Annotated in this window: 9 protein-coding genes and 3 pseudogenes; 4 read left to right on the top strand and 8 right to left on the bottom strand. The window is 46.4% G+C overall.

Features of this window, described 5'->3' with window-relative positions; genetic code table 11:
* Positions 1-39: 39 nt before the first annotated feature.
* A pseudogene (locus MC7420_RS31700) lies at positions 40-384 on the top strand (phytoene desaturase family protein); the annotation flags it as partial.
* Between the two features lie 231 nt (positions 385-615).
* Here the strand turns inward: MC7420_RS31700 and MC7420_RS43085 are convergent.
* The 4 genes and pseudogenes from MC7420_RS43085 to MC7420_RS31735 all read right to left on the bottom strand — a co-directional run.
* Positions 616-1,541: pseudogene (locus tag MC7420_RS43085) on the bottom strand (IS66 family transposase); the annotation flags it as partial.
* 357 nt (positions 1,542-1,898) lie between these two features.
* Complete coding sequence (locus tag MC7420_RS31720; RefSeq protein ID WP_006105846.1) at positions 1,899-2,534, bottom strand: type I restriction enzyme HsdR N-terminal domain-containing protein; 636 nt, start codon at positions 2,532-2,534, stop codon at positions 1,899-1,901.
* Between the two features lie 685 nt (positions 2,535-3,219).
* A complete protein-coding gene (locus MC7420_RS31730; protein WP_006105787.1) occupies positions 3,220-4,218 on the bottom strand; it encodes a pentapeptide repeat-containing protein in 999 nt (332 codons plus the stop codon).
* Positions 4,208-5,365: a hypothetical protein gene (locus MC7420_RS31735; protein ID WP_044210891.1), complete on the bottom strand. Its 1,158-nt coding sequence runs from the start codon at positions 5,363-5,365 to the stop codon at positions 4,208-4,210. The genes MC7420_RS31730 and MC7420_RS31735 overlap by 11 nt, the downstream gene beginning before the upstream one ends.
* Positions 5,366-5,707: 342 nt before the next feature.
* On the opposite strand from MC7420_RS31735, the gene MC7420_RS31740 reads away from it, so the two are divergent.
* Positions 5,708-5,989, top strand: a complete 282-nt coding sequence (locus MC7420_RS31740; RefSeq protein ID WP_006105790.1) for a hypothetical protein — start codon at positions 5,708-5,710, stop codon at positions 5,987-5,989.
* Between the two features lie 104 nt (positions 5,990-6,093).
* Here MC7420_RS31740 and MC7420_RS31745 read toward each other — a convergent pair whose 3' ends face one another.
* Positions 6,094-7,077, bottom strand: coding sequence for a hypothetical protein (locus tag MC7420_RS31745; protein ID WP_006105804.1), 984 nt, complete (start codon positions 7,075-7,077; stop codon positions 6,094-6,096).
* 288 nt (positions 7,078-7,365) lie between these two features.
* Between MC7420_RS31745 and MC7420_RS31750 the strand changes: the two genes are divergently transcribed.
* Complete coding sequence (locus MC7420_RS31750) at positions 7,366-8,631, top strand: FGGY-family carbohydrate kinase (protein WP_044210892.1); 1,266 nt, start codon at positions 7,366-7,368, stop codon at positions 8,629-8,631.
* A 74-nt stretch (positions 8,632-8,705) separates the two neighbouring features.
* On the opposite strand, the gene MC7420_RS31755 is transcribed toward MC7420_RS31750, so the two are convergent.
* From MC7420_RS31755 to MC7420_RS31760, 3 genes and pseudogenes are all read right to left on the bottom strand, one after another.
* Positions 8,706-10,244, bottom strand: coding sequence for a hypothetical protein (locus MC7420_RS31755; protein WP_006105797.1), 1,539 nt, complete (start codon positions 10,242-10,244; stop codon positions 8,706-8,708).
* A 41-nt stretch (positions 10,245-10,285) separates the two neighbouring features.
* Positions 10,286-10,386 (bottom strand): annotated as a pseudogene (locus tag MC7420_RS43625) (IS607 family transposase); the annotation flags it as partial.
* A 549-nt stretch (positions 10,387-10,935) separates the two neighbouring features.
* Entirely contained in the window at positions 10,936-13,080 is a 2,145-nt protein-coding gene (locus MC7420_RS31760) for a cellulase family glycosylhydrolase (RefSeq protein WP_232231828.1), read from the bottom strand.
* A 539-nt stretch (positions 13,081-13,619) separates the two neighbouring features.
* Here MC7420_RS31760 and MC7420_RS31765 point away from each other — a divergent pair.
* A complete protein-coding gene (locus MC7420_RS31765; RefSeq protein WP_006105813.1) occupies positions 13,620-14,513 on the top strand; it encodes a hypothetical protein in 894 nt (297 codons plus the stop codon).
* Positions 14,514-14,596 lie beyond the last annotated feature (83 nt).

A 14,596-nucleotide genomic window follows, 5' to 3' on the forward strand; every position in this document is an offset into this window, starting at 1 on the left:
TTTTATAAAGAGGATAATTGTCGAGGCAATTGAATCCAGGGGGGGGGTGTGGTTAAATGCTCTACTCCCGTTGAACAGATCCAGGTTAAAAAGGGTCAAGTTCAAGCCGTCGTTGCTGGTGGAGAAACCTATCAAGCCAAAACCTATATCAGTGATTTAGATCCCAAGTTAACCGTGCAACTGATGCAGGATGAGCAGGCATTAAGTCAGCGAGAACGCAAACGCCTCACCGATTATAAGTATTCCTGTAGTGCCTTCAATATTTACCTGGGTTTAGATGAACGATTTGATCCAGAACGCTATGGAATTGGCAACTGGAATGTCTGGTATTATCCCAAAGGAAAATTCAATCAAGCCTACCAGGAACAACTCGAAGATAACTTTGAGGTAAGGATTCAGGTCTGTGTTTAGCTCATCAATCAGCCTGGGTGTACGAGCCGTGCAAAAGTAAGTGGGGAAAGGGAATTAAGTCATATCGGCGAGTGCGCCCAGGCTCAAAACCCCAGCATCAGGCTGATACCACCCATCTCTCAGGATGATGGGTAGGAATGGAGCCTCAGTTTGCCAGTGTGTAACCTGGTCGAGTTCAATCACTCGAACACAGACAACTAGGTTTCAAGGGACAGGTTCAGGCAACAGTGACACAGATTGCCCCGACTCGGTTTGAGCTACCAAGGCGGCTTGAAAAAACTCAATCACCGACCGTCCTTGCCGCCGACAAGTCTGTACCACACTCAATAAGTCTGCCGTCTGTTGAAATCGCTTCATTGAGCGAGACCCACCACTGACTTTACGTTTTGTCACCGCCAAACGCAAAGAACGTTCCGCCAGGTTATTGTCCGGTGGCACTTCTGGGTGGTCGAGGAAGTACCACCATTGCTGGGCTTTATCCCGTAAAGAACGCAGTAACTTGCCCGATTCATATCCGGCTGTACTTATCCATTCCTGTATAGTCAGCGCCACTCGCAGCTTAAAAGAGGCCGCCCAGGTAAAGAAAGAGGTAGAGTCTTGAGTTTGACGCCATTGCTTATGCTGGGCAAAGGCTTCCTCAATCAGTTCAATGAACGCTTGCCCTAAAGCTGGATTATTACCATGGCTCAATTTCACAACTTTTTTGAAGTGACGCAAAAGATGGTGTCGCACTCACCCACAACCATTCTTTGAGACCCAACACTGGCCAAGGAGATTCATCCACATGAACCAACGGTTGCTGTTTGATCCACTCTCGTAAGCCGTCAACGCTTTCCTTCACCGCATCCGCCATCCGAGCATTTGTGGCATTAAGAGTTCCTACCCCTATCTCAATCTTGCCCAGTTCCCACAGTAGTTCTTGCTGCTTTTCATCTCTACAGATGTCCATAGTTGCCCAACCACACCAGTAGTGCTTGCAATCTCACACTCAAGTCTTGTCCTGGCACAATGTCTTTTGACCAAGGCGCTGCTGTCAGCTGACCACAACAGGCACAACGGCAGGTTTGCCTTTGGTATTCGACTACTTCTATCGGATGTGCTACCAGTTGCGCGACCTGCTGCCGCTGCACCAGCAAGCCAACGAGTTCCTCGGTGGGCAACTGTTTGAGTTGGTTTGGGTCAAGTTTTGGCTTCATGGCAACAGCACTCACATACCTTATATTTAAGCAGATTTTGTGTTACTAGAGCGCCATCGTTACGCTTTTCCCTCTCAGGTAGTTCTCTGTGTGCCGGAGCAAAAGGGGCAAGCCTTCGCCTCTGCCAAACTGCTGTACTCGACTCATAGCCAAAAGGAGGCGAAGCCTTCCCCCTTCATCGGATTTCCACGACCCCTGAATCCTTACAATAAATGTTCTTGTGAGGGGAAACAGTTTCAACCCCCAGTAATCAGGTGCGATCGCACGACCCTGAAGCCTACTTTTACCATCTTACCGCTTAGTGCTGTTCACAACTTCCCCTAACCGCTTCAAGACACCTAACACCGTATATAAATCATTTCCGGGATTAATCAGCGAGAAAAGCCGGGACAAACCATATCGCGGCGAGTCTTGCTGCATGAGTTTAAGATACACAAATTCACTGCCATTGGTGATAAATCCAAATAGAGGTTCCCTAATAGTTGGACGATTCATCATATAGAACAACGCTTGGGGAATTCCCTCTAAAACATTAAGCTGCTTACGCTTCGCCTCAATCACTGTAATCCACAACGTTTGATGTAAAACCAGCACATCAATCCTTCCCCTGAGGGTTTCCGCCTCATCCTCAAACACAATTTCCACTGGCTTCTCTGCAACAGGACGAAACGGATAGCTATAAAAGTTAGCGAGGGATAGCAATGGAGACAGTACCACCATTTTCACAATCTCTTCATGCATTGGATACTCTGCCAAATAGAGAAAATTCGCCTTAACCCGATCAAGCCATTGCTTTTCAGCATCAGTGGCTTGGGGTAAATCATTCTGCCATTCTGGAAAGAACTGTTCATCCTCCACTCGCTGAAGGTTAAACTTTTCTTTGACATCGTGTAAGGTTAGTTCGCTGGCTTGAATGACTTGTGCCATAACTATCCAAATTTACGGTTAGGGTTAATGTCAAATTATAGAGCAATTCCCCATTCCTGAAACACTGATTTCACGGATTTAGAGGAACGTTAGGGGTGGGGAGTTGTCAGGTTAGTCGCACTGATTTAATAGAGGCGTTAGTTCTTGCTGGCACAGGATGATAAAAATGTAAGAATTGTTGGGAGGATTAAGCTGTTCGGCATTTCAACCTTAATATCAATAATGGCGCAATCCTTGTCGATCCCCCTAAATCCCCGTGCAATAAAAGCGAAGCATCCTCTGGTTTCCCCCATGGAACAAAAAGCGAAGCAACATCTGGTTTCCCCCATGGAACAAAAAGCGAAGCATCCGCTGGCTTCCCCGTGCAAAAAAAGCGAAGCATCCACTGGCTTCCCCCTTTTTAAGGGGGACGGGAGGGGGATCAAATAGGGGGACGGAAGGGGGATCAGAAGGGGGACTTTGATCTACTGTACTTTATTACAGCGCAAAGAGCTGTATAGCGAAGACAGCGCAACTCCAAACCTAGCTTAGTTTCACAGCGAGTCGCTCAAGTCCAAGCGTGGTGGACTAAAATCTGTATCCAGTCAGCTTTAGCTGACTTAAGCTTTTAGCCCGAACTTTAGTTCAGGGCTTAAATTTTCTTCCTTTTCCTATTCACTGTTTTGTCTATGCCATTCAATCTGTGTCAATCTGTGTCATGAATCCTACCATCAGGCATTGTCGCCCCCTGCAAATTTGCCCCCATTAAATTAGTGGTACTCAATTCTGCCCGTGTCAGATTAGCATTACTCAAATTCGCCCCCATCAGGTTTGTTCTTGCCAAATATGCCTCAATTAAATCCGAATCACTCAAATTCGCTTCCCGTAAATTTGTCCGACTCAAATCTGCCCGATTCAATCGCGCAAAACTCAGATTTCCCCCACTCACTTGGGCTTTACTTAACCTGACATCTGGCATTACAGCCCCCTGTAAATTCACGCCAGTTAAATCTGCCTCACTTAAAATTGCCCGTTCTAATTTCACATTCTTCAGAATAGCGCCACGCAAATTTGCCCCCATCAAATTCACTTCCGTCAAAAATGCCGAACTCAAATTGGCGCCACTCAAATTTGCCCCCCGCAAATCCGCTTCCCGCAAATTCGTTTCCCTTAAATTAGCACCCCTTAAGTTCACTTTCAATAAATCTGCCCCCCGCAAATCTGCCCCTTGTAAATCTACGTTCTGTAAGATGGCGCCCCGCAGCTTGGCGGTATACATCCGCTTTTCTTCTCGCAAATTCGCCCCGCGCAAACACGCCCCAGTTAAATCCGCCCCACTTAAATTAGCCCCCCGCAAATCAGCATCCATTAAGTTAGCATCGAGCAAACTAGCTAATGTCAAATTTGCGCTTCTTAAGTCAGCACTTTGTAAACTTGCCCCATGTAAATCGGCATTACTTAAATTAACCCCACTCAGCCACGCCTGATTTAAATTTGCGCCACTTAACCGCGTCCCCACTAAATTAGCTTTCCGGAAATTAGCGCGACTTAGGTAAGCAAAAATTAGCGTCGCACCATGTAAATCAGCACCATTGAGAACAATGCCAATTAAGTCTGCGCCAAACAAATTGACACCGCTGAGACTGATGCCAGTAAACTTGGTTTCTCCCGCTTCATAGCGGTGTAGGAGTTCTTTAACGTTCATAAAGTCGTTTCATTGATTGTGCGATCGCGCCAGCGGCTTGAGTGTTTTCATCGGCGTCTTCTAGAGCTTGTGCTGTCTGGTAAAGCTTTGCTTCGAGTTCCTCCAGCGTGGGACAAGTTGAGAATAATTCAAATAACAAATCGTCTAGGGGCTTGGCTTTCATTAATAACCAATCATGTTGCGTTTTTTTTATGGGATGATAAAGTACCGAAAAAATTAATAGCTTTGCCCGCAATGGGGTTGTATATTTCATTACATTTAAACGCAAATCAAACGGGTCATACGGGCATGAGTTTGACGTTGAATCCTGAGTTGCACTTTGTCGAATTTCCTGACCTTGAACAAGTGGTGATTGATGATTGGGGAATTTTTCCTGGTTGTCTTTGTCTGCCCGTTTTCGCGTATTCCTATTCCCTGTATTTGCCTGTGAGGGGAACCTTGTCGGTGGCGGTGCTGGCGGCTGCGATCGCGCGGCTTTTGCTGATTTAACACGGGTAATTTCTGAATCATCAGTATAGAGTTTTTGCAGCACCTTGAGAATGGTTTTTGCCACGACAATATAGTCTGCCTGTCGGTTGAGGGTTTGCACTTGCTGCTTGAGTGCTGCACTGAGTTTCTTGATGCTAGGGTAAGATTCTCTTAAATCTTGAATTAAATCCGCCAAATTTAATTGTTCGAGAATCTGCGAGTCGGTTTCCCAGTGATTTTTACCGACATAAAGCATCAGTTTTTTGATTCGCAGGATATTACTGTCTTCTTCCAGTTCACTAGCCGTTTCTAAGACAATCCATGGGGGTTGAGTCGCCGCTTTAGGCGGGGATTTAACCGCGACGACTTGAGTTAACTCTTCCGGTTCGTCATAGAGGGGTTCTAATTGATGAATAATCGTATCAGCCACGACTAAATATTCAGCTTGGCGGTTCAACGTTTCCGCAAAGCTATAAAGCGTTGAACGAAGCTGATCCAGACTCAAATGGGAGGCGCGAAGTTGTTGGATTAAATCAGAGAACGCATACTGATTCAGAATTGACAACTCGTTTTCCCACTGACTCTGGCAGGTATAAACCATTAACTTTTTTATCCGCGTTGAATTGTCGTGGGTTTCTAAATTTTTAACAATTCTATCTAAACTCAATAACCCTGGCATTAATCTAAATGATGAATTGTGAAATTATCGCTTTTATGGAGAAATAATCCGCCAAATTTTGTTTTTGAGCAGAATGCCTTGAACTGATGTACCTGCTTAGATGCTTTAGCACACATTATTTATTTTGTCAATATTTTAGATTAAACCGATTTCCAACTCTATGATATCAAGACTGCTGGATGTTCCAGACGTAGCCGACTAGATCTCGAACAGGTTCCTCTAGCTTCCCCATAAATTATCCTGATCGGCTGGCACAGGCTAAGAAAATCATAAAGACTGACCCCATTTTAGTGGCAGTTTAATCCCTTATCAGTAGTCGATTACGACTCCTTCTAAATCACTATGTTACTTACTCGTCAACAACTCAAAGCCAAAAAACGCAATGCCAAACGGCTCAGTCAATTACTCCAAGATGCTAGAAGAGAACTTGAACACAACATCCTCACGTTAGAGGATACGGTTCTCGATCAAGGCATTTGGCAAATGTCTGATATTTTGCCCTCCCAAAATGCCCATTCCGTAATTGGCGAAATTCTGGCGATCGCGGATGCCTGGGAACAACTCAACCATTTTGAAATTGAGGAAAAGTTAGCTCATATCGAGGGTAAATTCTATCAAAACTAAACCATTCTGTTTTATTCTACATATCCCCGACTTCTTGAAGAAGTCGGGGATCTTGCTAGGAGTTGTGGTAATCGCTTTCATGGAAGGCTCTCACGAAAAACCGCTTATTGAGAATCCATCTCTATTTGTGTAGATGAACTCATCCGCATCAGCCTTTGTTGCTCACTTTCCGGTTCTGTAACCAGAAACTCCATGTTAGAAAGTGTAGACATCATTCCCTGAAGCGGCATGATCCGATCAAACCCGATGGTCATTGTTCCCGCGCTTTGCATAGCAAAAGACTGAATCTGAAAATTCACACCGGGAGGCGTTCCGGGAAGATTCATTTGGCTCGATTCTTGAGATTGCTGTTGCATACTCATTTTCAGCGTCACCTGATCTGCCTGAATATCTTCCACCTCATATAAGACTTGAACCTGATCCAATGGCAACCCAGAAACAGGTACAGCGCTGGAGACTTGCCAGGTTGCTCCCACTCCCACTGCTGCTTTGGGAAACGGTGCTGCCGATAATTGCTCTAAAGAACTTAACATTTGCTGTAAAAGTTGTTGGAGGTTGGGATCAAGATCCGCCGGTAACGATACGTCCACATCTTTGGTGATTCCCTGCTGATCAATCACAAACTCAATGGTTACATCTTGGAGTTGTTGCAGTTGCGATCGCAGGTTTTGAATCAGTTCCGGCGAAGCGGTTGTATCCGAGACTACATCCACATCGGTGTAAGTCACTTTAATATGAGCATCTCCATTCGCCTCAACCTGAGTCACCTCTGACTCAATCGTCATCTGCATAGCAGGCATATTGACATCAGGCATAACCTGACCATCCACCGCCCCTGTCATGTCCATATTCATCGTCAGGACTGTGGTTTGCTTGGTGTTGGCGGCGGGTTTAAACCGCAAAATTTGCCGAGGTTGAGCGCCTGGATCAAGTAAGACTATGGTTGATTTCGCTTCAGTCGCACTTTCGGCTGAGTCAGGAATGGTTTCAATTAAGGGTGTTTGAGCATTGACAAAGGGAGAGGGCGGCGTTATTCCCCATCCAGTAATCAGTAAGAAGGCAGCACTTAGGAGGAATGGTTTTTTCATCAGGTTATTCGAGCTTCAGATTCTCCTTTCAATCTAGCTCACCAGAATATGCAGAAAAAATATAGAAGTGTAGGGGCGAGTTTTACCGATAACATGAGAGCCATAAACCGATAATACTAAATCCGGGTTAACTACCCCCTTTATGGGTGCAGAATGGGGTGTGGGATGTGGGGAATAGCAGCCAAGGTATAAAGGGGGGTGACAAAGGCGGATTTGGTATTATAACCCAGTCCGCGCAGGCGGACTTTGTTTGTCTAGCTGCGATTTCAATCGCCCTGGTTTAAGCTTATGGCGAATTCTAGAATCCTTTACCTTGGGATCGATTTCGGTACATCTGGCGCACGAGCCATAGTGATTGACGCCACAGGTGCGGTTCAAGCCGAAGCGCAATGGGCGTTTGCGGCGACTCCCCTGGCTGAATTAACGGCAATTTGGCAAAGCACTCTGTATCGGCTAATTGAACAAATTCCGGCATCGATTCGACAAGATATTACTCGTATCGCCATTGATGGGACATCGGCAACGGTACTGCTATGCGATCGCCAAGGTACTCCAATCACCGAGCCACTTCTTTATAATGATGGGCGAGGGATAGCGATGATGGAACAGTTAAAGCAGATTGCTCCAGCTAATTCCGTGGTTCTCAGTGCCACTTCTAGTCTGGCGAAACTCTTGTGGTTGATTCACCATACACCAGGCACTCTGGAAAATTATTACTTCCTCCATCAAGCCGACTGGTTAGCCTTTTTATTACACGGTAAGCTCGGAATTAGCGACTATCACAATGCCTTAAAGCTGGGATATGACCCAGAAAAGCTAGAGTATCCCAGTTGGATGAAACAACTCCCACTCCCACCAATATTACCCAAAGTCCTGGCTCCGGGAACGCCAGTCGGTGACGTCACTCCAGAAATTGCCTCCCGGTTAGGATTACACCCAGACTGTCAGGTTTGTACGGGTACAACAGATAGTATTGCTGCATTTCTCGCCAGTGGGGCAAAGCATCCCGGTGAAGCGTTAACCTCTCTGGGTTCTACATTAGTCTTGAAGTTATTGAGTCATACCCGCGTCGAGAATGCGGATTACGGAATTTATTCTCACCGACTGGGAAACTTATGGTTAACCGGCGGTGCGTCTAATACTGGAGGTGCTGTACTGCGACAATTTTTCAGCGACAGAGAACTTGAAGAACTTAGCCATCAAATCAACCCTGAGCAGGAAAGTCCCCTAGACTATTATCCATTATTAAAAAGAGGCGATCGCTTTCCCATCAATGATCCTGATCTGTCTCCCAAATTAGAACCTCAACCTGCCAACCCTGTCGAATTTCTCCACGGTTTACTCGAAAGCATTGCCCGTATTGAAGCACGAGGCTATCAACTATTACAACAACTCGGTGCGACTCCCCTCACCTGTGTCTATACGGCGGGAGGAGGCGCTAAAAATACGACATGGACAGCGATTCGCCAACGTCAGCTTCAGGTTGCCATTCAACCCCCCAGACATATAGAAGCAGCTTACGGTACAGCATTATTCGTCAGGAACCGCTTCTAAAAACCTAGACAAACCTACCCATAAGTAATTCTGTCTTGGTATAAGTCCACGGTGTAACTTTTGGTCGATAACCATTAACGCTTACGCTTGGCTGATACCCGGCATTGTTGCTCGATATCAGCCTTAACCAATGGCTCCCAGTTAGAGACATTGTAGTAATCGTGTCTACGATTGACTACAGGGCATCGACCAATAAAATTATTAAATTGATATAGAGCACTCCATACGTGCTTTCTCGGATTCACTCCAAGATAGGCGGACACAGAGCGCGGCAATCTCTCACTCTTATTCATTCCTCTTCTGGCAATTGCTAGGGCTGCCGCCACATCAGATGATAGTCCATACATCCGACTATATTTAACCAATCCAATCAAACTCGTGTAAGCTGGATTGCACAAAGAAAGAGCTATTCCTCGGTTGGATAAAATCGATGACAAAATCTGATAAAAACGACTGTATGCCCAGGCAGAAAGCATTCTAGCATATTTTTTTGTTCGCTCTCTTAATTGAGCTTTCTTGGTGGAAAAATCCAAGCTTTCGCACAGAACTGGGCAGGCAAAATTCCTGGCTAAAACGGACAATTTCAAACAAACATCGACAAGTTGAGCATCTTGTTTACCTTTGGGTAAACCCGTCTGAAAAGGAATAGTTCCCTGAGCTTTTAAATTTCCTTGACCATCAACATAAGCCCAACCGATAGAACTAGGATTTAGATCGATACCCAGGGCACCATACTGAATTTCTCTACTAACCTTCTCCACCGCGGCGGGCGTGAATTGAACAGCGACCACCCAGCGATTCTCCTTTCTATAGAAGTGCCATGTTTTCGCACCACTATTGGGTAATCTATTAATATGACGGGAGAAGCTGCCTATTTTTGATGTGACATATTTCCCAAATTTGGCTTCCAGACAATTGGGGACTCTCAACACCTCGGCTTCGCTCGGTGTTGACGCTGAGCGAAGTCGAAGCGTCAACTTGAGAGTATCTCCAGACCATTGACAAGTTTGATTCCCATAACTTTCATCCTTGGAGCCAACAATAAATACTGACCCTCTGGATACCTTTACTCTAATTTTCGCTGATTTCAGATGTTTAATTTGATTGTGAAGTCGGTGGATATATCGCTTTTTGTGATGCAAACCTTGACGCAAATGATGCCAGTTAGTTTTTCTCGTCTTGAGGTTTGACGATAAGGGGAAATTACAGCCATTTTTGGAGGATTGCCAGTTCGTTTTTCCATAGAACTTCCGAGCTAAATTAATTTTCTTTGTGGCTCTGGCTACCCAATCTTTCGCTGACTTAACTCGTGATTTTAATTGCTTTATCTGTCTTTTTCTACAATATGTAGCTGAGGCAGTTTTTCCTTTAGCTAATGAAATTACTCCGTTAGCATAACGCTTACTGATTCCGTATTTCTCTTGCATAAGACTATTCCAACTGGATTGATTAAATTTTATTTCTTTATTTAATAAATGGTTAACGGTTTCAACTGTTGCTTGATAGAATATATCGGACAATGACGTTAAAAACATCTCCAATTCGCTGAACCCGATGGGGTTAAGTTCATCGGCGGGAGTTGGCAAACCTTTGCAATAAGTTATCGTCGTCATCGCTCTTTGGCTACCTCCCTCAGTTCTGACTAGATACTCGCGGCTACGCCAACGGTTAATTCGTTACCCGATTTATTGCCAATTAAGTCAACAATATCATATCGACTCCGGACCGCCAGCCGTTGAGTTCCCATCGGTGCAACGCGCAAGACCGTCACACCTAGTGCAGCTTGGCAAAAATACTTGAGCAGCTTCGTAGATACGATGAAGCAGGGGGAGCAGAGGCAGCAGGGGAAGCGGGGGGAGATATTAGCTGCTGGCGTTATTTCTGCCTTCTTGCACTAGTAGAGTAGCTGCTTCTTGGGGGGTTAAACTAGACATTGCCTGATTATATCAGAAAAAATGTCTAGTTATGTCACTAATTGTCTAGATATTTACGGACTGTTAGTTAACCCCATAAAAGATAGCTAGGGAAGCAGGGGAAGCAGGGGGAGCAGGGGGAGCGGGGGTAGCAGGGGGAGCAGGGGAAGCAGGGGGAGCAGGGGAAGCAGGGGAAGCAGAGGGAGCAGGGGAAGCAGAGGGAGCAGGGGAAGCGGGGGGAGATATTAGCTGCTGGCGTTATTTCTGCCGTCTTGCACTAGGGGCTTGATATCCGATTAGGGAGCGGCGTAAAAATAAAGTACCAGTGAGGAAAGCTGAAATTCATGAACTCAGCCAAGTCTCCTTGGTACATTATTAAGTCGCAAGTCCCTTATCGACTCGACGCCATCAGTTGCTGAGGCTGGTAGTCGGAACCTTGCTTATTCGCACAAAATCCCAAATCATGCTTTTGTCCCGGTTCAATAACCCGTCCCCAATCCATCGGCGTGACAATATATTCTGATCCTTTCTGTTGAAAATTCCCATTCCAACTCTGATTAATCGCCGCTTGATTCATCTGAAATTGCACTTGCCAGTCGCGCACTTTGTTATCCGTGGGATTAATAACCGCTAAACTCATGCAAAATCCCTCTTGCCAATCTGATTGTAGATTAGACATGACTTTCAATTGCGGTGGAGTAGTGGGAATCCTGACGGAGGGAGGAAACTCAGCGTCACTCCTAACCGCCACGGCTGACAGTTCTCGCAGTTGGTAATCCGAACCCTGCTTATTGGCGCAAAATCCTAACTCACGGCTTTTTCCTGGCGCGATCGCACGTCCCCAGTCCAAGGGTTTCCCGACATACTCTGAACCCTGGGCTTTAAAGTTGCCATTCCAGGTCTGACTAATTGTCGCCTGATTCATCTGGAACTGCACTTGCCAATCCCTCACCGCCTGATCCGTGGGATTGATCACCTCGATACTCATACAAAACCCATCTTGCCAATCCGATCGCATCGTTGAGGTGACTTTTAATTCCGGTTGACGGGGACGGGGTTTGAGGGTGGGATTCATCCCTAGGGATGGACTAGGTTTAATATCAGGAATGAACGCCATGGCGGGTTTGTGGGCAAACCGAGTGGCAATTAGGACTCCTTGCAGTAAATCTTGCTTCGGTTCCTGCACCGTCAGCCAGTCATCTTTGAGCAGTCCTCCGGTATCATCACTATTGGGATTCCAACTCCAGTAGGCAAAACCCAAATCCTCTTTCTGCACAAAATTAACCAGTTTCTGTTGCCAAACGCCTTCCTTGGATTGGGAATCAACTTGTCGTCCACCAAACTCCCCGATAAAGACGGGGGCGATTCCTTTTGTGGCAATATAATTCCAGCCGATTTCCCAGCGTCGGGTGAGATTTTGGGGAAAACTTGGTTCAGAAAACCAGGGTTGATCAAAGACGCCTGGACCATATTCATGGGGAGAATAGACCACTTTATTGGGACGGGACAATCGCACCGGGAAGCGTTCCACACCCTCTAGATTCGCGCCCATCCAATGAATATCCAGTTGTTGACCGGGAACGTTATTTTCTACCCCTTCGACAACCATTAACCAATCCGGGTTAATCTCCAGAATCGCATTCCCAGCCCGTTCCGCCGCCAGTCGCCAATCGGTTTCCAAATCCCCAGTTCCCCAACTGGCGCGACCATGGGGTTCGTTTTTCAGGTCAGCCCCAATCACGTTTAATTGATTTTTGTAGCGTCTGGCTAACACTTTCCAGGTGTCAATCCAATCGGCTTCAGTGAAGCCATCACCGTACCACAATTCGGGAATCCGTTCGTCGTTGAGTCGGTGAGAGTCCAACAGAATCATTAACCCTTGGCGATCGGCTTCTTGGATAATCATATCCATCACCTGTAGGGGCGATTTCCCTTCCAGTTCAGCATTTGCACCGATACTATAATCAATCCCAGTCACTTCTGGAGCTCTCAGGGATTTTACGGCATAAGGCAGTCGGATCATGTTGTATCCTAACCCTTTAATCTGCGCCAACATCTCCTTATAATCCCGTTTCCACAACCCGTGAGGGGCGTGCATTTCGGTTTCAATACCAAACCAGTTTACGCCTCGCAGAATGACAGGTTTACCTGTCGCATCCACGATTTTTGCTCCCTCGGTGGAAAGGGGGAAGGTAACGGTAATGATGGGATTGTTCGTCGCCGCCACGGGTAAATCTGTTGCCCAATCGACGCCCATCACCAGTGATAAAAGGAAGGCTAACAGGAAACAAATCCCTCGGCGTAAGCCCCGGACTTTTCGCCTTCGTTCCTGGGTATTGTTTTGCAGTGGGGGCGACACATCCTTGCTTAGGGGCGATCGCGCCCAAGCTGATGCCTTTGGCATCGGGATAAATCCCTTATGCCATCTACCTTCTGCCCGCTGTTGGGCTTCGGTCAAGGGCTTCCTCATCCGGCGTAGCAATAGGGATGGGATGTGGCTAATGGGTAAGAGCAGGTCTTGGAAAACGTTAAACATAGTGCTGTGGATATCCGAATCAGAAACTGTGACGATTTCAAACTGGGCTTGGCAATTCCTGGGAGTTGTGACAGACGTTTATCCCAATCGACTCCTCCAAGCGATCGCTCTCCTGTCTACTCAGTATTCTAGATAAAGTCTAGGGTATAGCCAACTGGCTTAGAGTTAAGAAATGAGCCAAAAATTGTCAGCACCGGAGAGAGCTTGTTTTGTTTGGGTCAAGACTGTTCCTCACCCTGTCGAGTTTGACCCGAAGTCTCTATCTGATGTTCCCTCGTCCTAGTAATATTTTCTCTCTTTGAACTTTAATTGTAAAGAGATTTTAGGTTTATAAAGTTTACGTAAAAATACGGACTTATCCTCTGATTCTTAATCGTAACTTTATAAAAATATATGGACATTTTTCGTCACAAAGATTAACCTTAAAACAGTCCTCCTTGAAGTCCTCCTGCCAGTTGGAATTTCTCTCGCCAACGTTTAATAGTCATTAACAGTACAGTACGACGAACACTGGAAATTGTCACTAGGAACTACAAATTATGACGGGCTCTCCACTACAACGATTCTTAATTACACCTGCCGTTATCTCGACCGCCGTCTTTGGTGTCTTGACCTTACCTCTGGCTATCTTTGGGGATCAGCCAGTCACCATTCAACTCCAAGACGAACCTATATTTCATGGGGAACTCCGAGATCCTAATGTGGCTATGCCTTACCTGGGTTTAGCGGCTGTACTCGGCTTGACAGCAGGAGCCTCTAGCATCGCCATAACCGGTTGGCGTCAGTCTGCCCGTAAATCTGCGGAGACGGAAGCACAACTCTCCAGTTTGGAGCAAAACTTGAAAGAACGAGACGAATTATTAGAGTCTCTCAAAGCCGAAGAATCTCGACTAACCGCTTCTGGCTTAACCTCCTTTTTGGATGAAGAACTCCAAACCGGAGTCCAAGCGTCTCCAGAGGAGCAGCCAGCTCAATCCGCATCAGAACCAGCACCTGAACAAAGTCAACCGGAACCTGCATTGTCACTACCCCAAGTGACTCAACCGGAACCTGCACCGACTCCCCAGCCAGAGGTCAAACCAGCACCTGCACCGTCGTCTCCTCCCTTTGTGATTAATACTTCACTCGCGACGACGCCCTATGAGAGTTCTACTCCAGCCACCGTGCAATCCGCCGCCGCCAAGTTTGCTTCCGCCCAAACTTACATGGCTTATGCGTCCAAAAAAGCCCCAAGCCAACCGCAGAATGTGACCCCTGCACTGACTCCCTCAGACTTGGAAAAACTGCAAAGTCAATTCCAACAGATTAAAGAGCAAATGGAATTTCTCAACAAGGCAATACAAGCCCAGCAGGATGTACCCAATGCTTCAGGAACAGCACACCCAACCCAACTCCGGGTGATTAAGAATTGGTCGGTGGAAAAGATTTCTTAGCAGCGATAGCGGCTGGCATTAAGGTTAGGATGAATACCGCTGACTGGTATGCTGGTGGGTTTCGGCTTCGCTCAACCCACCCT

The sequence above is a fragment of the Coleofasciculus chthonoplastes PCC 7420 genome, assembly GCF_000155555.1.
GTDB classification, from domain to species: Bacteria; Cyanobacteriota; Cyanobacteriia; order Cyanobacteriales; family Coleofasciculaceae; genus Coleofasciculus; species Coleofasciculus chthonoplastes_A.